The organism is Aulosira sp. FACHB-615 (genome assembly GCF_014698045.1).
Lineage (GTDB): Bacteria > Cyanobacteriota > Cyanobacteriia > Cyanobacteriales > Nostocaceae > Nostoc_B.
The window spans coordinates 410,886-434,348 of sequence record NZ_JACJSE010000005.1 but is presented as its reverse complement, the minus strand read 5'-3'; the positions used below and the strand labels follow the sequence as shown (position 1 = coordinate 434,348).

At 40.0% G+C, this 23,463-nt stretch carries 20 protein-coding genes, 1 tRNA gene and 1 other annotated feature; of the genes, 15 read left to right on the top strand and 6 right to left on the bottom strand.

Going from position 1 to position 23,463, the window contains the following annotated elements:
- Window positions 1–8: 8 nt before the first annotated feature.
- The 3 genes from leuS to H6G77_RS35670 all read right to left on the bottom strand — a co-directional run bounded on the left by leuS (window position 9) and on the right by H6G77_RS35670 (window position 4,647).
- The gene (gene leuS, locus H6G77_RS11400; protein ID WP_190871614.1) at window positions 9–2,696 is read right to left on the bottom strand and encodes a leucine--tRNA ligase; all 2,688 of its coding nucleotides are present in this window, start codon (window positions 2,694–2,696) and stop codon (window positions 9–11) included.
- A gap of 247 nt (window positions 2,697–2,943) precedes the next feature.
- A complete protein-coding gene (locus H6G77_RS11395) occupies window positions 2,944–3,501 on the bottom strand; it encodes a hypothetical protein (RefSeq protein ID WP_190871613.1) in 558 nt (185 codons plus the stop codon).
- A gap of 12 nt (window positions 3,502–3,513) precedes the next feature.
- Window positions 3,514–4,647 (bottom strand): hypothetical protein, encoded by a 1,134-nt coding sequence (locus H6G77_RS35670; protein WP_242049188.1) that lies wholly within the window; start codon window positions 4,645–4,647, stop codon window positions 3,514–3,516.
- A 146-nt stretch (window positions 4,648–4,793) separates the two neighbouring features.
- Here H6G77_RS35670 and H6G77_RS36215 point away from each other — a divergent pair, with 146 nt between their 5' ends.
- The 6 genes from H6G77_RS36215 to H6G77_RS11370 all read left to right on the top strand — a co-directional run bounded on the left by H6G77_RS36215 (window position 4,794) and on the right by H6G77_RS11370 (window position 10,820).
- The gene (locus H6G77_RS36215) at window positions 4,794–4,928 is read left to right on the top strand and encodes a hypothetical protein (RefSeq protein WP_277880560.1); all 135 of its coding nucleotides are present in this window, start codon (window positions 4,794–4,796) and stop codon (window positions 4,926–4,928) included.
- Between the two features lie 33 nt (window positions 4,929–4,961).
- Window positions 4,962–5,198: a hypothetical protein gene (locus H6G77_RS35330; protein WP_199331450.1), complete on the top strand. Its 237-nt coding sequence runs from the start codon at window positions 4,962–4,964 to the stop codon at window positions 5,196–5,198.
- Window positions 5,152–5,574: a Uma2 family endonuclease gene (locus H6G77_RS11385; RefSeq protein ID WP_396020672.1), complete on the top strand. Its 423-nt coding sequence runs from the start codon at window positions 5,152–5,154 to the stop codon at window positions 5,572–5,574. The genes H6G77_RS35330 and H6G77_RS11385 overlap by 47 nt, the downstream gene beginning before the upstream one ends.
- A 144-nt stretch (window positions 5,575–5,718) precedes the next feature.
- The gene (locus tag H6G77_RS11380; RefSeq protein WP_190871612.1) at window positions 5,719–9,309 is read left to right on the top strand and encodes a tetratricopeptide repeat protein; all 3,591 of its coding nucleotides are present in this window, start codon (window positions 5,719–5,721) and stop codon (window positions 9,307–9,309) included.
- A gap of 98 nt (window positions 9,310–9,407) precedes the next feature.
- Window positions 9,408–10,034 (top strand): type I restriction endonuclease, encoded by a 627-nt coding sequence (locus H6G77_RS11375; RefSeq protein ID WP_190668203.1) that lies wholly within the window; start codon window positions 9,408–9,410, stop codon window positions 10,032–10,034.
- 141 nt (window positions 10,035–10,175) lie between these two features.
- Window positions 10,176–10,820, top strand: a complete 645-nt coding sequence (locus H6G77_RS11370; protein WP_190871611.1) for a restriction endonuclease subunit R — start codon at window positions 10,176–10,178, stop codon at window positions 10,818–10,820.
- 9 nt (window positions 10,821–10,829) lie between these two features.
- Here H6G77_RS11370 and H6G77_RS11365 read toward each other — a convergent pair whose 3' ends face one another.
- Window positions 10,830–11,414 carry an HD domain-containing protein gene (locus H6G77_RS11365; protein WP_190871610.1) on the bottom strand — a complete coding sequence of 195 codons (585 nt, stop codon included), beginning with the start codon at window positions 11,412–11,414 and terminating at the stop codon, window positions 10,830–10,832.
- Window positions 11,415–11,518: 104 nt separating this feature from the next.
- Entirely contained in the window at window positions 11,519–12,730 is a 1,212-nt protein-coding gene (locus tag H6G77_RS11360) for a choice-of-anchor A family protein (RefSeq protein ID WP_190871609.1), read from the bottom strand.
- A 917-nt stretch (window positions 12,731–13,647) separates the two neighbouring features.
- On the opposite strand from H6G77_RS11360, the gene H6G77_RS11355 reads away from it, so the two are divergent.
- From H6G77_RS11355 to H6G77_RS11325, 7 genes are all read left to right on the top strand, one after another.
- Entirely contained in the window at window positions 13,648–13,848 is a 201-nt protein-coding gene (locus H6G77_RS11355; protein ID WP_190871608.1) for a hypothetical protein, read from the top strand.
- 474 nt (window positions 13,849–14,322) lie between these two features.
- The gene (locus H6G77_RS11350; RefSeq protein WP_190871607.1) at window positions 14,323–15,042 is read left to right on the top strand and encodes a hypothetical protein; all 720 of its coding nucleotides are present in this window, start codon (window positions 14,323–14,325) and stop codon (window positions 15,040–15,042) included.
- A 33-nt stretch (window positions 15,043–15,075) separates the two neighbouring features.
- Window positions 15,076–15,146, top strand: a tRNA-Ile gene (locus tag H6G77_RS11345).
- 81 nt (window positions 15,147–15,227) lie between these two features.
- Window positions 15,228–15,608, top strand: a complete 381-nt coding sequence (gene rplL / locus H6G77_RS11340; RefSeq protein ID WP_190871606.1) for a 50S ribosomal protein L7/L12 — start codon at window positions 15,228–15,230, stop codon at window positions 15,606–15,608.
- 194 nt (window positions 15,609–15,802) lie between these two features.
- Window positions 15,803–17,236 (top strand): VWA domain-containing protein, encoded by a 1,434-nt coding sequence (locus tag H6G77_RS11335; RefSeq protein ID WP_190871605.1) that lies wholly within the window; start codon window positions 15,803–15,805, stop codon window positions 17,234–17,236.
- 291 nt (window positions 17,237–17,527) lie between these two features.
- Window positions 17,528–17,583 (top strand) — a sequence feature (23S ribosomal RNA rRNA prediction is too short).
- Window positions 17,584–17,842: 259 nt separating this feature from the next.
- Window positions 17,843–18,676 (top strand): hypothetical protein, encoded by an 834-nt coding sequence (locus H6G77_RS11330; protein ID WP_190871604.1) that lies wholly within the window; start codon window positions 17,843–17,845, stop codon window positions 18,674–18,676.
- Between the two features lie 5 nt (window positions 18,677–18,681).
- Window positions 18,682–19,320: a ThiF family adenylyltransferase gene (locus H6G77_RS11325; RefSeq protein ID WP_190871603.1), complete on the top strand. Its 639-nt coding sequence runs from the start codon at window positions 18,682–18,684 to the stop codon at window positions 19,318–19,320.
- Between the two features lie 232 nt (window positions 19,321–19,552).
- Here H6G77_RS11325 and H6G77_RS11320 read toward each other — a convergent pair whose 3' ends face one another.
- A complete protein-coding gene (locus tag H6G77_RS11320) occupies window positions 19,553–21,256 on the bottom strand; it encodes an iron uptake porin (RefSeq protein ID WP_190871602.1) in 1,704 nt (567 codons plus the stop codon).
- A gap of 322 nt (window positions 21,257–21,578) precedes the next feature.
- On the opposite strand from H6G77_RS11320, the gene H6G77_RS11315 reads away from it, so the two are divergent.
- Both H6G77_RS11315 and H6G77_RS11310 read left to right on the top strand, forming a co-directional pair.
- Window positions 21,579–22,574: a metal ABC transporter substrate-binding protein gene (locus tag H6G77_RS11315; protein WP_190871601.1), complete on the top strand. Its 996-nt coding sequence runs from the start codon at window positions 21,579–21,581 to the stop codon at window positions 22,572–22,574.
- 41 nt (window positions 22,575–22,615) lie between these two features.
- The gene (locus H6G77_RS11310) at window positions 22,616–23,404 is read left to right on the top strand and encodes a metal ABC transporter ATP-binding protein (protein WP_190588282.1); all 789 of its coding nucleotides are present in this window, start codon (window positions 22,616–22,618) and stop codon (window positions 23,402–23,404) included.
- Window positions 23,405–23,463: the final 59 nt, after the last annotated feature.

Here is a 23,463-nt window from a genome sequence, read left to right as displayed (position 1 = left end):
ATTAGTCTTCAAGCAACAACAAAATTTACTAACTTACCAGGTACGACAATCACCTTTTTAATCTCCTTCCCTTCCAGATGACGCTGCACAACTTCTGATTCACGGGCGTATTTTTCCAACTCAGCTTTATCTGCTTGTGACGGAACTTGAATATCAGCCCGCTTTTTGCCATTAATTTGAATTACCAAAGTAATTTCATCAGCGATTAAAGCAGCAGCATCATAAGATGGCCAAGTTTGGGTATGCACTGAATTTTTATTACCCAATAAATGCCACAATTCATCAGCAATGTGTGGTGCAAAAGGAGCCAACAATATAATTAAACTGTGAATACCTTCGGCATAAATTGGCGAATTTTTACAATCACTATCAGTTAAGGAATTACTCAACTTCATCAATTCCGAAACAGCAGTGTTGAATTGATATTCATCTTCCAAATCTTCGGTGACTGATTTAATGGCTGTGTGAATTGCTCGACGTAAATCTTTTTCTGATTTACTTAAATCAGCGAGTTGCGCTTTTTTGTGAGATACCCCAGCCGCCACATAATCTGTTACCAACCGCCACACCCGATTTAAAAAGCGGAATTGCCCTTCCACATCAGCTTCATCCCATTCCAAATCTTTTTCTGGTGGTGCTTTGAATAAAATAAACATCCGCGCTGTGTCTACACCATACTTAGCAATGACATCTTCTGGCGCAACACCATTACCCTTAGATTTGGACATGGTAGCGTACAGGCGTTGTAATGATTCTCCGGTTTGGGGGTCGCGGGGGTCGGCGGGGTTAACCAAATGGGAGGGAACCCATTTATCTTTGCCACCCTTGTTGGGATTCATGTAAGTTAAACCTTGTACCATGCCTTGAGTTAACAACCGGGCAAAAGGTTCATCAAAATTCAACAAGCCGCGATCGCGCAATACTTTAGTAAAGAACCGAGAATATAACAAGTGTAAAATCGCGTGTTCAATACCGCCTACATACTGGTCTACTGGCATCCAGTTGTTAGTTTTGCCGGAGTCAAACACCTGCTGTTCATTCTTTGCATCGGTAAACCGCAAGAAATACCACGAAGAATCAATGAAAGTGTCCATCGTGTCAGTTTCCCGCTTGGCTGGAGTGCCGCAAGTTGGACAAGGTACATTTACCCAGCTTTCCAACTGCGCCAACGGTGAACCACCGCGTCCAGTAAATTCCACTTCTTCAGGTAACTGTACAGGTAAATCCTTGTCTGGGACTGGCACAATTCCGCAGTTCGGACAGTGAATTACTGGGATGGGTGCGCCCCAATAACGTTGTCGAGAAATCAACCAATCTCGCAAGCGGTATTGAATGCGTTCTTTTCCAAAACCTTGTTCTTCGGCATATTTAACAATCGCAGCTTTCGCATCTACCGAATTCATCCCTGTAAACTGCCCAGAATTAATCAAAATTCCTGGCTCAGTATATGCTTCGTTATATTGAATAATAAAAATTCCTGGTGATGTGTAACCCTCCACATATTCAGTAATTTCTTCTTCTGTATCTGAGGTTGACGTTAAATCAAAATCTGCCACATCTTCGGGTGCAGCAATCACAAACTCAATTGGTAAATCATAAGCCTGAGCAAACTTAAAGTCGCGCACATCATGGGCTGGTACACCCATCACCGCCCCAGTACCGTATTCATACAAGACATAATCAGCAATTAAAATCGGTACTTCTTCCCCAGTGAAGGGATTAATGGCTTTACCACCTGTGGGTATACCGCGCTTTGGTTTGTCTTCGGCGGTGCGTTCCAACTCACTTTGATTAGAAACTTCAGTAATAAAAGCTTCCACTGCGGCTTGTTGGTCTTTGGTGGTGACGCGCTTGGTTAAGGGATGTTCTGGAGCTAAAACCACATAGCTAACACCAAAAACGGTATCAGGGCGAGTGGTGTACACGCCGATTTTTTCCTCCATCCCCACAATCGGAAATTCTAAATAAGCACCAGAAGATTTACCAATCCAGTTAGCCTGCATTAACTTGACACGTTCCGGCCAACCTGTCAATTTATCCAAGTCGTTGAGTAATTCTTCGGCGTAGTCGGTAATCTTGAAAAACCATTGGCGCAATAATTTGCGCTCAACTTTTGCCCCACTGCGCCAAGAACGACCTTCGCTATCAACTTGTTCGTTGGCTAATACAGTTTGGTCAATCGGGTCCCAGTTCACCGCCGCTTCTTTTTGGTAAGCTAACCCTGCTTGTAAAAATTGCAAGAAAATCCACTGTGTCCACTTGTAATAATCTGGTGAACAGGTAGCAACTTCACTTTCCCAGTCGATAGATAAACCCAAACGCTGTAACTGTTGGCGCATTTGAGCAATATTTTGATAAGTCCACTTGGCGGGGGGAACTCCACGGTCGATGGCCGCGTTTTCTGCGGGTAAGCCAAAAGCATCCCAACCCATTGGGTGCAAGACTCGATAACCTTGCATTCGCTTGAGACGAGCAATCACATCTGTAATTGTGTAATTACGGACGTGACCCATGTGTAAGCTACCCGATGGATAGGGAAACATGGATAGAGCGTAGAATTTTGGCTGATTGTTTTCTGTAGGGGTATTATCTAAATTCAGTTCCGCCCAGGTTTTTTGCCATTTTTCCTCAATGGCGGCGGGAGAATATTTATTTAACGCAATATCATTACCTATAGCCTTTAAATTCTCAGTCATGCTCGCTCTAATGCTCAAATGTGTAATTTTCAGTGTTGGAGAGGAAATTTTGGGCAGAATTTTAGACTAAGAGTCCATACCCAAAAATTTCTCATTCTTTATTATCCCTTTCTCTTCCTTTTATGTAGCTCAGAGTTAGGGAAGAAATAGTTTGTCATTGGTCATAGGTCATTTGTCCTTTGATACTCGCGGACGAGTCTCTCAGTAAGTTCAGTACAGTTACAGTTAAACTCAGCACCAAAAGAATTCAGAAACTATTTTTAGTCGTAACTCTAATGAGGAAACGCAAAGCTTCATTCACGGCTTGAGAATTAGGAAACATTTCTGCGACATCTCCATCTAAAAAAACTGTCAATCCTTCAGGATTTTTACCATTATGTTGAAAATCTTCCCTTTCTTCAGGTTCCAACACTTGATATGACTGAGGTTGTTTTATAGTTATAAGCTTTTGGTTAGATGAATCATTTAGTTTGTTAGCCAGAGATTCCCAACTATTTGCTTTAAGTTTAAAATTATTCTTTGCTTTACTTAACGTTTTAAACTTTTGTTTGAGAATTTCAACTGTATAAATTTCCTCTTGCTCGGTCTGGATTTGTTGATTAAGGTCTTCTTCAACCATATCAACTACCTCATTAATAAGTCGCTCATGATTTGCAGAAATTTGAGCAGCCGCCCCTAAAATACGAGAGGTAGCTTTTATCTGCACCTCAGTTTCTTGTTTAAGCCTATCAGCGATATTGCGAATTTGCTCTCCCAACTTTGCTTTATGTTGGTTTCCCGTAGTTGATGCTGATTTTTTACTCATAAAGGCGCTTGTTTATTCTGAGAGTATCTCTTTAATCGCCAGCCAAATCCGTTTAAACTTTTGTATTAAACCTACAGGATTACCTGTCGTTTCCTCTTCCACTGAATCAACTAGGGATTGAATTCGATCCATACGTTCTGCTACAACGTAAAGATTATTTATCGCCTCATCTTTACTTGCCATAGATTCACGCAGCAGAACAACCATTTCAGAAATTTCTCGTTTTAATCGCTCATTCTCAGCTTTACGACGAGTTTCCCATCCTTTAATACTAGCCTTAGAACGTCGCTCAAATTTGAGTTGTGTTTGTGCTTCATTATATAGAATTATATAATTATCTCGCTCCGATCTGACTTCTTCATATTTTGTTACTAGTTCAGTTACTCTTGCTTTTTCTTCTTGGTAAAGAGATAAAGTCTCTTGATAATTTTTTTGCTCATCAAGATATCTCTGGTAATTTTGTGCTGCAATTTCTCTTAGCTCATTAACCTCAATTTGGTTAGCTTGAATTTCTTGCTGAAGTTGAATAAGTTGAGATGCAGCTTCATTATTTTCTTTCGCACGTTGTTGCCATTCATTTCTCTGAGCAATTAGTTCACTTGCTTTTGCTGTTGCTTCATTATAACGAGATAACGCTTGTTGGTAATTTTCTTGTTCGTTCAGATATATCAAATAATTATGTGCTACACGTTGTTTTAACTCATTCAACTCAACTTCGTAAACTTGGACTGCTTGCTTAACTTCAATAAGTTGCAATGCAGCTTCCTGATTTTCTTTGGCTCGTCGTTCCCATTCATCACGGAGGTAAATTAATTCAGTTGTTCTTGTTTTTTCTCCATCATAAAGACATAAAGCCTGTTGATATTTTTTTTGTTCATTCAGATATTGCTGGTAATTTTGTTCTGCATATTCTTTTAACTTTTGCACTTCCATTTGATAAGCTTGATTTTCTTGCTGAACTTGATCTAGCCGGGATACAGCTTCCTCATTTTCTTTTGCGCGTTGTTCCCATTGAAGTGCATTGGCACGAGCATTCATCAAAAATTGTTTAAGCTCATGGTAAGAAGCTGGTTCTGTTCTAGGTGGATTAGTATTAGTATTTTTGATGAGGGGATTTTTGCGACGATCCTTGTCTGCGTCTCGCATAGTCCTAACCAATGTTATAAATATTACGTTAAATATTATGTTACTATACTTTTAATTAAGTGTGAACACTATTATTTTTTATTAAAAAAAACAAATTTTACAAGTTTCGCTTTTCTATGAAACTGGCAAAAATTAATTAAATGACTATGAATTTCATAGTATTTATACTTTTGGCAGAAATTATTGACGATATAGGAATGGAACTTGCGATCGCAGAAGGTAAAACAACTGAACTGGTTAACCGCGACTCCATCTTTCAACTTTTGGAGCCGAAATCGTGAAACTGCTACCACTTAAACCATCTGAGAGCAATCATGAAAGCACTTAAAGCTATGGCAACAATTAACGATCAGGGACAACTAATTTTAGATCATCCGCTTTTAATTGATAAAAATAGCCGAGTAGAAGTGATTGTGCTAATTCCTGAAGAAGAAGAAGTTCTAGATGAGCAATCTCAAGCAGAAGTTATAGCAGATTTCCGGCAAGCTTGGCACGAAGCCATGACTGGGCAAACTATCCCAGTGGCTCAACTGTGGGAATTTCTATGTTGATCAGCGACTATGGGTTCCTGATGCAAATCTCTATACTTACCCTGATGTCATGGTTCTACCCAAACCCATAGAACTGCAAACGGGGCGCAAAGATACTGTGATGAACCCCTGCTTTATCACTGAAGTGTTGTCTAAATCTACCCAAAACTATGACCGTGGTGAGAAATTTGTTGCTTATCGGACAATTCCCACTTTCCAAGAATATCTGCTGATTGATCAATATCGCATACATGTTGAGCATCATCTCAAAACAGCCGCCCATCAATGGCTATTTTCAGAATACGATGATCCCAATATTACCCTTTCTTTGAGTACTTTGGAGTTGCAAATTTCAATTGCCGAACTTTACGAAAATATTGATTTTTCAAGTGTTTGAGTTGAATTGCTAAAACAGAAGGAGACTGCGGCAGCGATCGCAATTTTACAACCATCATATAAGTGATACAATATGATGCCTCTAGAACTGTATTTTTACAGTTGTCTAGTTAAGAAACATTACTTCTCCCACTTAGGAGCAATTATGACAAAGAAACATCTGTCGGCGTTTGCACATCGCACACTGGTTATCTTTGTCACTATGATGATGTCATCGGAGTTAATGATGACGGCGGCTAGGGCGAATCATCTCTACATAGCCCAAAAACCGCAAAATACTAGTCCTGAAAGGCAAAGAGCCGCAGCACAAGCCAAACAACTGCTGCAAGAAGCACAGCAATTATATGAACAAGGTACAGCCACAGGGCGGCAAGAAGCGATCGCAAAATATGAAGAAGCATTGAAAATTTGGCAGCAAATTGGCGATCGCAACTATGAAGCTACCACATTATTAGCGATCGGCACACTCTACTATACACAAAATGATAACCAAAGGGCGTTGGGATATTTTCAACGAGGGCTAAATATTCGCCGCGAACAAAAAGACCGTTTTGGCGAAGCGATAATGCTAAATTCTCTTGCTAATGCTTACGCCAACTTAAGTCAACCAGAAAGAGCTTTGCAATTTTATAGCCAAGCATTACGATTATTTCGTGCTGACAAAAAACCTGATTTTGTCGCTAAAACTTTATTAGGTATTGGGGGCGTTTATTTCAATGCAGGTGACACAAAACAAGCACTACAAGCTTATAATCAAGCCCTGGTAATTCAACGTGAGCAAAAAAATTTAGATGGGCAAGCTGATATTTTACAAACTATCGGCATTACCTATACTAATTTGGGTGAAACACAAAAAGCCTTGGAAGCTTTTCAACAGTCATTAGAAATTCAACGCACAAGAAATGACTTAGCTGGACAATCTGATGCACTCAACTATATCGGTGTAGCTTATTTATCAATTGGTGATGAGCAGAAATCTAGAGAAGCTCTCAATCAATCACTAAAACTGCAACAACAAATTGCTGCTAATCTTTCTGGTGTAGCTTTAGCATTTAGCCTCACCAAGCAAGCTATAACGCTGAGTGGGCTTGCAGGTAGTTATTCTTTTAGTGAACCACAAAAATCTTTAGAATATTATAACCAAGCGCGATCGCTGTTACAAAAAGCAGGTAATCCCCACTCGGAAGCGGAACTATTAGGTCAGGTGGCTTTTGTATATGATCGATTGGGTGAAAAGCAAAAAGCACTTGATACTTTAAATGAAGCAATTGCATTACAACGTCTCACTAAAAATCGGGCGCGGGAAGCTTTTACTCTAGATACAATTGGGGGAATTTATGCTTCATTAGGTGATTATCAAAAAGCCATTAATACTTATAACCAAGCCCTAACTATTGAAAGGGAAGTGAAAGATGTTAGCGGGGAAGGTAATACACTAAAAAATATTGGTTTAGTGTATAGTTTACTTGGTGATCATAAAACAAGTATTGACACTTATAATCAAGCCCTAGAAAAATTTAAAAGTACAGGCGATCGCGATAAACTAGCTTTAACTTTAGATAACATTGGCAGTGCCTATCGGGCGTTAGAAAATTATCCCAAAGCCATAGAATATTACAACCAAGCACAGCAGGTAAGGCGTGAACAAGGCAATATAATTGGTCAAGTTAGTGCCATTAGCGGTATTGTCAGAGTTTACGAATCATTAAAAGATTATCCCAAAGCTTTAGAAGCGACTAACCAAATTCTGACATTGGCGCAGCAAACAAAAAATAGCTTTGCCCAAACCAGTGCTGATGGTTTTTTTGGCAGAGTTTATTTAGCGGCTGGTGATTATCAAAAAGCTTTAGAATTTTCCCAAAAAGCTGCGGCTGGCTGGCAAAAATTAGGGCTAAAAACTGCCGAAGCCAATGTTATTGGTAATTTGGGTAAAACTTACAATGCCTTAAAACAACCACAACAAGCGATCGCCACTTATAATCAAGAATTAAAATTGCGGCAGATGATAGGCGATCGTACCGGAGAAGCAGACACCCTGTATTCTATAGCTCAGACAGAACGCGATCAAGGCAATCTCACCGCCGCCCGCACCCACATCGAAAACACCATTAAAATTGTCGAAGATATCCGCACCAACGTTACCAGCCAAGATTTGCGGACATCTTACTTTGCCTCTGTGCAGAAATATTATCAGTTTTATATCGACTTGCTCATGCGCCTACATCAAAAGCAACCATCCCAAGGTTATGATGCTTTGGCATTGCAAGTCAGCGAACGTGCGAGGGCGCGTAGTCTTTTAGACTTACTCCAAGAAGCAAACGCAGATATTCGTCAAGGTGTCAACCCCAAACTACTGCAAACAGAACGCAACTTACAGCAGCAACTCAATGCCAGAGAAACATTGCGTATCCAACTGTTAAGCGGTAAATATACGGAATTACAAATTAAAAATTTAGACAAGCAAACTGAAGAAATATTGCAACAGTATCAACAAGTCCAAGCAGAAATTAAAAATAGCAGTCCACGTTACGCTGCCTTGACCCAGCCACAACCCTTATCATTAAAGCAAATTCAGCAGCAAGTATTAGATGACAATACTTTACTCTTGGAGTACTCCTTGGGAGAAGAACGCAGTTATCTTTGGGCTGTGAGCCAAAACAGCATTACTAGTTATGAACTACCCAAACGTGCTGATATTGCCACAGCCGTGCAGAAATTCCGCGATGCTTTAACCGCCCCATCCCAAAGAACAAGTGTCGCCAGAAGCAGCAAAGCCGCAATGGAATTGTCACAGATGATTCTCGCTCCAGTCGCCCAGCAACTCGGCAAAAAACGCTTAGTTGTGGTTAGTGATGGCGCTTTGCAGTATGTCCCCATTGCGGGATTAGCAATACCCAACAGTCCCACCTATCAGCCACTAATCACAACCAACGAAATTATTTCCCTCCCCTCAGCCTCAACCATCGCTTTGCTGCGTCAGGAAGTCAAAGGTCGTAAAAAAGCCCCAAAAACCGTAGCTGTACTGGCAGATCCCGTATTTTCTGCTAAAGATGAGCGAATTAAAAACCAACCCCCAAATCGGCTATCCATCACCCCAGACTTGGATACCTTTGATCTAAAACAATTAGCACGTTCAGCCAGAGAAGCAGACATTGACTTTGAACGGTTGCGCTTTACCCGCCAAGAAGCCGAGACAATTCTTTCTCTGGTATCTAATAAAGAACGTAAGCAAGCCTTAGACTTTACCGCTAGTCGGAATTTAGCCACCAGCCCAGAGTTAAGCCAATATCAAATCATCCATTTTGCCACTCACGGCATCCTCAACAGCCAAAATCCCGAATTATCTGGGGTTGTGCTGTCGTTGTTTGATAGTAACGGCACTCCTCAAAATGGCTTTTTGCGCCTCCGTGATATTTTTAACCTGAATTTGCCAGCAGAGTTAGTCGTTCTCAGTGCTTGTCAAACAGGGTTAGGTGAAGAAATCAAGGGAGAAGGATTAGTTGGGTTAACTAGAGGATTTATGTATGCGGGTAGTCCCCGTGTAGTCGTGAGTTTGTGGAGTGTGGATGACCAAGCTACATCGGAATTGATGAAACTATTTTATACCAATATGTTACGCAAAAATTTAAAACCTGCGGCAGCGTTAAGGGCAGCACAAATAGAAATGTTTCAGAATCAAACTTATGCTGCACCTTATTATTGGGCTGCCTTTACATTGCAAGGTGAATGGAGATAATTCGGAAAGAATTCAGGAGTCAGGAGTAATAATTCAGATAGAGCGGGTCTTTTTTCCTGCTATATAATACGGTTGTACCCCCTATTCTTTAATTAATTATGGTACAAACAATCCAAGCACGGGATATCAGTCTTTACGAACTGGAAGAGAATTTTGGATTAGAGTTAGTTACCAATAATGATTTTTTCACTGAATGGGTAGAAAACTTACCGTTACTAACAGATGTTGAAAAATCATCTTTAGAACGATTAAAAAGCAACTATTTAAATTTAACTAAACGTCGTCCTATGTCAGAAGAAGTAGTGAAGATGGTTGTACTATCTCCACTGCTTGATTTGGCAGGTTTTTATCAACCTAATTTCGAGATTGAAACAGAAACTTCTACTGAAATTTCGGCTGTAGATGAAAGTTTTATTGTTAAAGGTAGTATTGACGTTTTATTAGTGAATAAAAAGCTATGGATACTTGTTATTGAGTCGAAAAGTACTAAATTTGATGTGGTAGCTGCACTACCTCAAGCACTTGCTTATATGCTCAATGCTCCCAATGTTGAACGACCAATTTTTGGGTTGCTTGTCAACGGTAGAGAGTTTGTTTTTATCAAGCTAGTTCAGACACAGAAGCCAAAATATGCTCGTTCCTATGCTTTATCAATAGAAAAACCAGATGAGCTACAGCAAGTTTTAAGTGTATTAAAAAAAATTAGTCAATTAATTTTATTGTAGTTATGACTCATATTTGATTTCTGAAAAAAATAAGTACACTCCGAATCAGGCTTCTTTCCTACTCCCCATTCCCTATTCCCTACCTACACAAATAAATTCAGAAATCAAACCGGATTCCTATATTCCTACTCTGCTAAAGTTATGACTCAAACCTTACAAGCTAAAGATATAGATTTACGCTACTTAATTGATAATTTTGGAATTCAGTTAATTTTAGATAAGCAATTCTTCCGAGAATGGCAAGAAGACTTACCTGAGATTACAGAGTTAGATAAACAACTGTTAGATAAAGTCAAATTCGGTTATTTAAATCTGCTCAATTATCCTACCTTATTAGAAGATGTCGTCAGAATGGCAGTTGTAGATCCCATTCTTTTTATTGGTGATTTTTATTTAGCTCCATTTTATGTCAAGTCGGAAGAACCTATAGATATTGCTGTACCAGATGAAGATACACTCATCAAAGGCAGAATAGATACTTTAGTCTTACAAGACCAATTATGGGTAATGATTATTGAATCAAAAAAAGCTTCCTTTTCTATTGAAGAAGGACTTGCACAAATACTTGCCTATATGTTAGGACATCCCCATCCAGACAAACCTAGTTTTGGAATGATTGCTACAGGTAGTGAGTTTATTTTTGTAAAATTAGTTAAAGAAGAGCTACCCCGTTATAGCTTATCCAAAGGTTTTTTAATGCGTAACCCTGGCAATGAATTATACGATGTACTGCGTATTCTGAAGCGTTTAACTCAATTGGTGGTTTCTGAAAATATTAGTAGCTAACAGAGTGTATCAATCTGATTCAACATTCTCTGATTGTGTATATGTCTTGTAGTCTTCAATTTTCTTAGCTAATCTTGCAGCCAAAAACGGACTCGCATCTTTCAGAGTTTCATAAATCTGTATAGCCTCTTCTCGATATTTCGTAATTTTTTCTTGACTCCAGTAATGTGGCGGTGCTTGGAGGTTGCTGATTCTATCTGCTAACTTAACCATCCAAATTTCTGGTGGTTGTTGTTTTAACCGCCTTAAACTATCTGCCATTTGCAGATGTTTCGCCAAACTTTTATCTTTGGTTAATGCAAGCACACCTTTGGCAACTGCTTCACCGAACTCGGTTTTTATTTGTTCAAAAGTTATACCACTATCTTCGATGGTGTCATGTAAAACTGCACATTGAATTGCCAAATCAGCGTTAGCTACTTTTTCTACGTTTAAAGCAGCAATTAATTCCATACTGACAAAACTCAAGTGCATGATATAAGGCAATTCAGAACCGGGAATAGTTTGGTTATGATGTGCGATCGCAGCAAATTTATAAGCCTTAATATAACTCTCTTGTGACCAGTTGTTTGGATTAATTTGATTTTGATTCATGTCAAAAATTATAAATCAAATATTTAATAACTGAGAATCTAAGATCCCCGACTTATTTGAGAAGTCGGGGATCTTATCGCTCAGACATAATTGCAGGTTATTGACTAAATTTTCTCACCAGTTATAGCTGATTTAGTGGATAATTTATTCCGGCGAGAAAAGCCAAATAAACCAACTACAAAAAGTAAACCCATAACTGTACTTGGTTCTGGTACTGTAGTTGAAACAGGAGGCTCAGGAGTTGGGTTAGTTGGAGTTTCAGGTGTTTCAGGAGTTGGGTTAGTTGGAGTTTCAGGTGTTTCGGGTGTGGGATTAGTTGGAGTTTCAGGTGTTTCAGGAGTTGGGTTAGTTGGAGTTACTGGAGTTTCAGGAGTTGGGTTAGTTGGGGTTTCGGGTGTTTCGGGTGTGGGATTAGTTGGGGTTTCGGGTGTGGGGTTAGTTGGAGTTTCTGGCTGTGGTTTGGGTATGTTAGGTAAGTTCCCAGCAAACTTAGTATTGTGAAATTCACCACTACCAGATAACGAAGAAGCTACTAAAGTTCCTTCTACATTCCCGTTATTAAATAGGACATTAGCTTTAGTTGCAAGTACACTACCATAGAACGAGAAACCAGTAGTTTTTACTTGAGTAGCATCAACAAAGTTAAACAAAATATTTTGCTTATTTAGTCCATTAAGGTTAAGTCCAAAGTTACTAATATTGACGCTATTACCTAAAATATTAAAAATTACTGTAGAGTTACTGCCTACTCCAGCAATATTCAGATAAGTGCTGTTAGAAAACTGTGAACCATCAATAGTGAAAATATTTAAATCACTATTGTTACCCTGGAGATGAATTCCACCCCATTTATACTCTGTATTACCTGTAGAACTTAACCCGCCTAAAGATTCAGAAAGATAAGTTAATTCTTGGCGTGCTGTCTCAAAATTAAGCGGTGTACCTGAACTAACACCACAGTTCGGAGAACAGTTGAAATTCACAGAAGTTTTAACACTACCACCGACAACAGCATTACCACCAAAAACTTGACCACCGTTGTAAGTTAAATCTCCACCTACTATCAGTCTAGTATCTGTGCCATTAGAATTAGCTAAACGGTCAGCAATACCAAAATTGGTGAAGGTCGCATTACCGCCAACCGCTACACGACCTTCAGAGTCGGAACTTTGATTCATGTCTCCAAACACGAATACGTTATAGTCTTGCGCGATTCCCAAATTAACAGCCATAGCTGGTTGTATTAAACTCGCTAAGGTAACTGTAGCTAGAGATAAAGGAATCACAGCAAATTTTGTTTTGTGTTTTATCGACATTGTTAGTATGACTAAATAACTGTCTTACTAATGTAGTTTCTATTCAATTAATGTTAGATAAATGCAGCATGAAATTATAGAGAAAATATCATCTCATAAAACCAGTTAAATAACCGTGTTTTCCACAGTATTCAATACAGATGATATTTTTTCATAGTATTTATACGGTGAAATTTGTCTCGGAATGTTCACAAAATCATTTCAATATCTAGCCCAAAAAGATGTCTGACTTCTTGAAGAGAATAAGTGGCAGTTGCTGGGCGCAAGGGGGAAGAATCTTCCTTCTGCTGGTCGCCGAGCGACTTGTACTGAGCGTTCGCGTAGCGTCTCCGTCAGGAGAAGTCGAGGTAAGTAGAGGTGCTACCCCCTCTACTTTTTAACTATCCTCTTGACATTATCTGAAATACATACTACAAATGTATTACAAGGATGACAGCCCACTCAAGAGGCGAAGATTAATCCTTGCAGAACCTTGATAACTCGATAAACACAGCTATTTTCCGCATTACCCACTGTTGGGGCCGCGATTGGCGTTCGACTGCTCCGAAACCAACAAACGGACGGTTGCAGGATTCGTGTACCCTTCGGGAAGGCAAAGCCTACGATTCCCGACGGTTCCATTTGCATTGACTTTGATTAACTTCAATCAGGTCAATGCAATCATCAAAACATGGGTCTGTAGCTCTAACGGTAGAGTTCCCGGATTCCACTTGTGTCCTAACCGAAAAAGCTTACATACTAGCTCAATAGTAGAGCGATCGCTTGGAAACGATAAGTTGCAGGTGCGATTCCTGCGTGTGTTACCACGGCTTTTTCAACTTGCATGAGGAGTGAGTGCAACTCTCACAGGGAGGGTATCGGTTCAATTCCGATCAGATCCACTAATACTCATTTGTAATTTAAAAGAGGTGATTCCAATGGTTCATATTCGATTTGAAGGACGTTCTGTTGATGTTGCAGAAAGACAACTAGGAATTGTTGCAGGGATGAATGATGTAGCAGTCAAAGAACAGGTAGCGCGACATTTAGATGTCAATAGCGATCGCCTTTCTGCTTACATAGTAGATCGTCGCCCTAGTGGAGACTTGATTGTGCGTCCTGAAGCTGTCTACGGTTGAAGACCCTAATTTTCCGTGTCCTGACACATCAAGCATACATACACATTGATAACGGCTCTAAGGTAGTAAAATTCGAGCGATCGAACTAGCGAAGCATGATTTCTAAGTCTCTCGCAGATTTAGCGTGCGTGTCCACTGCCAATATTTGGTAAGAACGGCCGGAGTTGTAACAAGCTTTTTGAACTCGCACGGAATTATTTAAACTTTATTCCGCACCCTAACTTGTAAAGCCTACACACTATCCAGTAATGGATATACAGGTTCGATTCCTGTCGCTCCCGCTAATGGGAGCGTAGCCAAAATGGTAAAGGCAATTGTTAAAACTGCTTTGCTAACTTGTGCGGAATTCCAATAATTGAAATTGTATTTAACTAAAACATTAATTCAATCATAGAGAGGTGAGTTCCATGATGTCCCATAACTTATGTAGCCACAAAACCCCATCAGTAAAACTATCTTTAAAGAACATAAGTTATGAGCGAACATCGTTTGAGCGAAGTGGTGATTGAACGTCCTCGTCATGGTAAAAGAATTAGTCTAAAAAAGCAGACAGGCTATAAAAAGCAACTGTATAAACTCACTCAAGAAGCAACTGAATATGGGTTATTCAATCCCTACATAATTAAAACCAACCGCAGACATAGAACAAAGCATTCTTCAGATCAGCTTGGCCCTTTGCGTCGCTTTTTGCGCTCTCATATTGGACAACCTTGGGATGATGTTTATAGCAAACTCTGTCAACGTTTAAAGACTAACACAATGACAGGACAACACGTTATTGGTCACTTGTGGGATGTCGTTGAACGCCACGTAGAAATCATTGATGGTGTCTTGTATGGGAAGTCTTATCGGTGGTATGGAATTAAATTAGATGGGATTGACCGCAATTGCTTCTATGTTCATCCAGAAACTGGGATTCTTTGTGTAGCAAGGCGAGTAGCTCGTAGGTGGAATTACCCAAGCAATAATGATGTTATTAGCATTGATGATTATCATCAATACCAAAAAATAAACGATATATGGTATCTCGTTACTTTTGAAGATTTTCCCCCTGACCCAAAAGATTATACAAAGGATATTTTTAAAGGTGTACTTAATGAGTATTGTTCAGCCGGTGACGTTTACGCTGTGAAAAAACAACAGTGTAATAAAAAACAACTCCGATGGATTTTAAAACAACTTTCTCAAACTTAAAATTTTTCACTTCGTGTCCTAACCGTAAAAGCCTACATACTAGCCGAATTGGAATAGGCACTTGACTTATAAGCAAGCAAATACGGGTTCAAATCCTGTGTATGAATTAACAGCTTTTTCGACTTACATGAAGTGATTTTATTCATCATCAATTATGAGTTAAATGCAACTCATTGGAGGTTGCTATGTCTGTGAAAACTTTAGAAATTTTAGAACAACTCAAGTCTCTCACTACCAAAGAAACTACTCAATTAGTCAAGCAGATTGAAGCAACCTTCAATGTTGATAGTTCCACACCGAAATTAGTTCGGATTGGTAAACGAGATGAAGATGAAATTCAACCGCAAATTCAGACCGAATTTGATGTTTTATTGGTATCGGTTCCGGCGGAAAAAAAGATTACCTTACTCAAGGTCATCCGTACGCTAACTGGAATGGGACTCAAAGAAGCAAAAGATTTTGTAGATTCCCTTCCTCAAATGGTGCAGTCGGGATTGGATCAAGAAGCGGCTGAAACTCTTAAACAGCAACTAGAGGAAACTGGTGCTGTTGTTTCTCTCAAATAACATAATATCGGCAGTTGTTGCCGCGCCTCGATCGCAGAAGCTTACATAACTCTGAATCAGTTACACCAATGCTTCTAAAACTTGCGCGGTGACAATATCACCCCGCGTGCAACATCTGCCTCCTGCAATTTTGTGATTTTAGATTGCAATCCAAAATCTAAAATCCAAAATCTAAAATTTTTTGAGGAGGTATTATGAATACTACAGAACGCGATTTGCGTTTAGAAATGCTCAACAGTTTGCTGACAACGCCTCACCGCAAACTTGAGCAAGTTGCAGAAATCCATAAGTTAATTGTTGAACTCGACCCTATATTTTACGGACATTTAGCAGTTTGGTATCAGCGTTATGGTGATGTCCGCGACCACAAGGAAGTGTTTGTGGCTCATTTGCTGACTAGCAATTTGACTGAACACAGAGATGCTGGATTTATGATGCTGCAAGAGTTTCCGCCTTATCAGGTGGCTCGTGTTGTAGATTTTATGAAGCAGCAGCAAAATAAAATGCCACGTTCGGCGCGGACTGCGGTGCGACGTTACCTCAAAACCAGAGAAAGCAATCCGGTTTTATTTGATCGCGCGGCGCTGCGAGGACGTAAGGCAATGAAGCATTTGTATGCGTCTCTGCACATCAAACCAAACGAACGTGCAAATGCGATTTTGTTCCGCGACACCCCTCCAGAGGCTTCTTTGGCAAATGTTTTGAAGCAACTGGCTAAAGCAAACAGTACCGCCGAACAAGCAAGGTTGATTGTGGAATTTAAGATTCCCTATACTATTGCGATCGGTGCGATCAAACAACTCACACCAGTTGTTTTGGTAGCCTTAATCAACAGCATGACTCCCCAAGAAGTGATCAACAACCTCAAGTCACTCCAGGCGCGGGGTGCAATGGATCATCCAGAAGTCAAAAAGCTGATTGATTTTAAACTGGAAGAAGCATCTAAAAGTGGGCGTGTGGCTGCATTTAAAGCCCAGATTGCCGCAGACAACGCAGACTTAGATGCAGATACCGTTGCGCGACTAGAAAAAGTCACTAACGAGCAGGTGAAACGACGCGGGACAATTGCCCGTCCAACAGCTTTGCTGATTGACAAATCTGGTTCAATGGATAATGCGATCGCTCTTGGTAAGCAACTTGCTGCCCTGATCTCTGGTATCACCCAAGCAGAATTGTTTGTCTACGCTTTTGATACCATTCCCTACCCTGTTACCGCTAAAGGCAAAGAGTTAACAGATTGGGAGCGTGCCTTCCAGCACATCAATGCAGGTGGTGGTACTAGTATTGGCTGTGCATTGGAAGCAATGCGGAAGAAAAAGCAGGTAGTTGACCAGATTATTCTGGTGACAGATGAAGGTGAAAATGCTACACCTTATTTCAGTGAAGCCTATAAGACTTACTGTCGTGAGTTTGCAGTGATGCCTAATGTTGTAATTGTTCGTCTTGGTACTTATTACAACTGGGTAGAAACTCAACTCAAGCAGCAGCAAGCACCTGTAGAAACTTTCACCTTCGCGGGTGACTACTACAGCTTACCTAATCTTGTTCCACTGCTAACACGTCCCTCTCGCCTAGACTTGCTAATGGAGATTTTAGATATGCCGTTGCCTGTGCGTGAGGATAAGTAGAATCGAAAATAGGTGCGTTATGTTTATACGTGACGCACCTAATAACCTCAAGCAATTTTTTTTAACGTAGACGCGCAAGCGGCTTCCCGAAGGGTACCGCAAAGAGCGCAAAGGGCGCAAAGAGAAAGAAGAGATGACTAAATTAACCTTCTTGCCATCTATGGAAAATTTTGTAGTGTAATGTATTATACATCCTGCGTGACCCGACTCTTGGAGCCTACATACTAGTACGAGAGGAAAAGTAACACTGTCAAATGCAGTGGGCGTTTGTGAAAGGGGAGTGCGAAGAACCTGGGAAGTTGGCTTGAAAGTAGCCATCTTTTAAAGAGTGTGTAATAACTCACCAGTGGAGTCCCTCTAGTAACTGAGAAAACGCAATGCTCCACAAACTTGCACGCGGGATTATATGAGAATCTGGTTTGATTTCCGAATTTACTCGTGTAAACATGGAGTAGGGAATGGGGAGTAGGGAGTAGGAAAGAAATCTTGTCTGAATGTACTTATTTTCCCACATCAAATATTAGTCCTATATTCCAATTTTAAAATTGTTCTTTAGCAACCAGATCCCCGACTTCTTTTGAGAAGTCGGGGATCTAAAACCTACTTATGACTAACATTCGTAAGCTAATTAACCAAATTGCTAATGCAGAAGCCGAGTTATTTACTAGTGAATTTCTCGCGCCTTGTGTAAAAGGTGGACGAGTTCGCACAAAGGTGGCGGGGATGGTTTACACCTTCACACCAAAGCCGAGTAAATTTGAAGGTTGGGGTATTTTTCAGCCTGTGGATACAAAGACAGCAAAGGTTATTGAAGAAGCCGACTTACCCCAAATTGGAGAATATCTGCAACATTTTCCTCAAATCAGGCTGCGGTTAGCATATCAATTACAGGGAAAAACTTGGTTAGCATATCCGGTGAATGAAGTAGATGTGCGTCAACGATCGCAAGTAGTAAAACCGATCGCAGTACATTTAGTAACTGAGGCTGGCGTATTTGAGCAAATTATCGCTCGTTGGAATGGACAATCTTGCTGGTTTGAGGATATCGATCGCCGTACAGATCCGATAATTGTGGAAACTCTGCAATCTGCTGTGAAGCGACTGATTCCTGTGGAGGAATTGCAGTTTAAAGATTTGACTCCAGAAATTCGCATTGTATATGAATTAGCAACGAAGCGGATTGAGGGTTTTGATCAAGCCAAACAAGATGAAAAGCGATTGAAAAAAGCTTTGCAGATGGGTGGTGGTGATTTAAACCAATTTCACGATCGCGGTGATTACTGGACAGTCGATTGGACAACTGCGGATCGTGTGCGTCACAGTAGTGCGATCGCTAAAACTGATTTGACGGTGATTAGTTCTGGTATTTGTCTGAGTGGACGCGATCGCGATTTTGATTTGCAATCCTTAGTTGCTGTAATAGAACAACGGGAGTATTGAGGACGATGAGCATATTTTTTCACGAACAGCTTTATCGCAGCAATGCTGTTATGGCAAAGTTGAAAAATTATCCTGTAACAATTTGTGGCGCAGGTGCATTAGGAGCTAACATTGCAGAAAACTTGGCTCGGTCTGGTTTTGATCAACTGACGGTAATTGATCGCGATCGCATTGAGGAACGTAATCTTTCTACTCAACCTTACTACCGTGCTGATGTCGGTGCATTCAAAGCCAAAATTTTGGCTAATAATTTATACCGCGCAGTTGGTACTAAAGTTGATGCCAAAACTAAAGAATTGACATCAGAAAACACATCTCAATTACTCAAAGATAGTCAGCTAATTGTTGATGTTTTTGACAATAGTGTGTCACGCCAAGCCCTGAAAGATTATGCTGATCAATTGCAGATTCCTTGTATTCATGCTGGTTTAGCTGCTGATTATGCAGAAATCATTTGGAATGACGTTTATCGCGTCCCTTCTGATGTGAATGATGATGTCTGTGACTATCCTTTAGCGCGAAACTTAGTGATGTTAACTGTGGCTGTGACTTGTGAGGCGATCGTTTCATTGATTGCTACAGAAAAGCAGCATAATTTCACAATTACCCTCAAAGATTTGCATGTGCAGTCTTTATGTTTGTGAACTCATAAAAAAAGGGAAAGTGATAACTTTCCCTGAGCTATGAAGTATCTACTAAACTCCCAGATTTAGTAGTAATAGCTTGTAGCTGACTTATTAGCCTTCTATTATTATTAAGTCTTCCATCATCAAATAAATCAGACTAAAGTCACCATTGATTGCATGACTTTAGTCATATTAAAGAATCGAGAAGCCGCAAAATTAATATTTGCGTCTTTTGCTAAAGTTTGACGATTTAGAAAGTGAAAGTGGTTCGGATTGTGCCAATCACAATATCATCGTTGTCGTTGTTATGGTCTGGTGCTGTTAACCAGATGACTCCAGGCGTAATGCTGATATTATCGCTGAGTTTGTATTGATAGAAGCCTTCAATATGCAGTGAAGTATCAGGATCTGTACCAACAGCGTTTCTCAACCCAGTACTAGCACCTGTGACTTTTGGTTCCATCCCTACAATAATGCCACCAACACTGCCTTCTTTACCCAAATCGGGGAAGGCGAGGGTAACAGCATAGTTCCAAATGTCTAATTCACCGCGAGGAATAGTACTACCATTTACATCAACTGCGGCTAAGGTACGGGTGTTGGTATAGCCAACCCAACCACCAATCACAAATTTGGGACTAAGTTGGAAGGATGCTTGAAAACCGTAGGAATTACTGGAAATTGGCAAATCTCCACCAGCAAATTGACTCAAAGAAGTTGGCAAAGAAGGATTATCTGCCAAAGCAGTACGCAAGTTAGCGCGGTTACTACCTGCACCCAAGTCTGCATTATAGGAATTAACGTAGGTAAAGCCGAGAGTCAAACCTTTAGTCGGTTGGACTGTTAACTGTCCGATCGCACCATACGCGCCGTTAAATAAACCATTTCCAGAGGTAGGATCATCAGGGCTACCAGCTAAATAACCTAAACTTAATTCTATTTGGTCATTAAATTGGTGTCTCAGACCAATTCCCGCACCATCAACGGGATAATATATCGGGTTGCGTGTACCAAATACAGACAATGCCCCAAAGTCACCATCACCGTCAAAAAATGGATTGACTGTGTTAGTAAAGTCATCAGCCGCACCAGCGTTAGCTTCTAGAATGACGGTGGTTTTGTCGCCTAGAGGGAAGCTATACAACAGTGCGTCTATTTCCACACTATTATTGTTTCCCGAACTGAAGGTGTCATTGTTTGTAAAGCGCAAATCCCCTTCTGGTGTCAGGGTGGAAGCCGATAAAGCATTTAAGTTAGTGGCTTGTAGGCGGGTTCTTAATAAGTCTTTACCAGTAAAGCTGGTGTTGAAATCCAACCGGATTCGATCGCCAAAAGAAGTTCCTCTATCAAGATTACTACCATCGGCGCGATCGCCTGCAAAAAAGCTGGTTGGTGCAAAAATCGCAGTCCCACTGAGTTTGGTTGTGGTGGAAAACTGATTTGCTTCTAACTCAGAGGTGCGTGCTTCTAAAGCATCTACGCGACCCCTTAATGTCGCTAATTCTGCGGCAAATTCTTCTTGGAGTTTCTGTAATTTGGCTAAATCTTCTTTGGTGACTAAATCAGCCGTGGCGGTAGCTAGTAGTTCGTTAACTCTATCCAAACAAGCATTTAAACCCGCCGCAAACTCATAGCGTGTAAGTGCGCGATTACCACGATAAGTACTATTTGGATAACCTGCAATACAACCATAACGCTCTACCAATGATTGCAATGCTTGAAATGCCCAATCTGTAGGTTGTACATCCGACAATTGCGACACAGATGTAACTTGTGCCATTGTCTGTTCTTGATGGGAATTCTCAAGTGGCTTTTCAGAACTCGTAACAACTAATGGCTGATTTTTATCTTCTGATGTAGTTGATATTTCTTCGGCAAAAGTAGCATTATTGATTGATATAACGCTGCTGCTAACTGCTGAAATCAGCAGTAAATAAGACAATGGTTTCTGCATTTTCCCTCACACTTCTTTACCGTCTGTAGCACTTATAACTGTGCTATTTTCATCACACTTTTAAAAAGTATTCTCAAAATATTATCAGTACTGAGTAACTCTTTTAATAAATAAAGTCAATAAATATTTAATCTTTGACAGGATGTCACCAGTCGAGGTAGTAATAACCACGATTTACAAAAATCTGCTGTGTTGGCAGACACAAAAATATCCTGGGATAGATTGCATGAGAATGATAATTATTATAATATAGATTTCAAAATAAGTATCATTGTCAGTAGTGATAACCAGTAAACAAATCTCCTGTTGTGGGAGAAAGCCAATGACTAAGACTCGTAAAAGACAAGCTAGAGGTATTTTGCCGTTAATTTCCTTACTCACATTGCTAGTGAGTATTAGCGGCTGTAACCAAGCAAATACCAATCAAACCAATAGTGTTGAGAGTTCACCACAAGCACAAGCAACTTCTCAAACATCATCTAAAACCAAGGTTGTCACAACATTTTTACCGATTTACTTGTTGACTAAGGCGGTGGCTGGTGATGCGGCTGATGTGCAAATTTTAGTACCTCCTGGTACAGAGGTGCATGAGTATCAAGCAACACCAGATAACGTGAAAGCGATCGCCACAGCTAATATATTAGTTAAAAATGGTTTGGGCTTAGAAGAATTTCTGGAAAATACAGTTAAAAATGCTCAAAATCCGCAATTAGTTGAAATTGATGCGAGTAAAGGTATTAAAGCTTTAAATGAAATTTCTCCGGTAGAAACTACCACATCAGGAGAAAAAGACCATGACCACGAACATGCAGAGGGAAATCCTCATGTTTGGTTAGATCCGGTTTTAGCAAAGCAGCAGGTAATGAATATTCGAGATGGATTAATTGCTGCTGATGCTAAAAATAAAGATGTTTATACAGCTAATGCGGCGGCTTATATTCAGGAATTAGACAAGTTAAATAATGAATTTCAGCAAGCTTTACAAAAAAAGCCTAACTGTACTTTTATCACTTTTCATGATGCTTATCCATATTTAGCGCAACGCTATAACCTCAAACAAGTTGCTGTAGTGGAAATTCCTGAAGATCAATTATCGCCCACCGATGTCCAAAAAGTAGTGAATACAGTCAAAAAATACAAAGTTAAAGCTTTGTTTAGCGAACCAGGTGTAGATAATAAATTGCTGAAAAGTCTGTCGCAAGATTTAAAATTACAGTTACAAACTCTAAATTCTTTAGAAACAGGTGAAAAAGACCCGCAATACTATTTCAAAGCAATGAGATTAAATTTGCAAACTTTAGAATCAGCATGTCAGTAAGCTAAATATCTTATTTTATAGTTATTTTCAAAATTTAATTTATGAACTTACCTCTTTTAAAAGTAGATGGCTTAACTGTATATCAAGGCAGTTATTTAGCGATTCGAGATGTTTCTTTTGAATTATTCCCAGGAACAGATACGGCGATAGTTGGGCCAAATGGTGCGGGTAAAAGCACTTTGGTAAAAGCCATTTTAGACTTAATACCACGAAATGCTGGCAGTGTAGAAATTTTTGGTTCTCCTATTACTAAACTAGGAAATTTGCGTCACTGGTTGGGATACATGCCACAAAATTTCATTTTTGATCGCAGTTTTCCTATTTCTGTGAGTGAATTAATTGCTTTGGGATGGCAGAAAGAAAGTCAACAGCCAAAAGCCAAAACACAACATACTTTATTTTCTCGATTATGGAAACAAAACCGCGACAAAACAGCAGCAGTCACAGCCGCTTTACGACGCACTGGAGTTTATCATCTGCGGAATCAACCCATCGGAACTCTTAGCGGTGGTCAGCTAAAGCGAGTATTACTAGCTTATTGTTTAGTTATGCCGCGAAAACTGTTGGTATTAGATGAAGCTTTTGCTGGGGTTGATATGCAAGGTGCAGCAGATTTTTATGTTTTACTTAATGAGTTGAAACAAGAAGAAGGCTGGACGATTTTACAAGTTTCCCATGATATTGATATGGTAAGTCGCCATTGCGATCGCGTGCTTTGTCTCAATCAAACCGTCGTTTGTACTGGTCAACCAGAATTTGCTTTATCACCGGAAAATTTGTTAGCAACTTATGGCCCTGGTTTTACCCGTTATCACCATAATCATAATTAAATAGAAGGCAGGAGGCTGTGGTTCGGCTACTTCGGCTGCGCTCAGTACAAGTCCGCTCA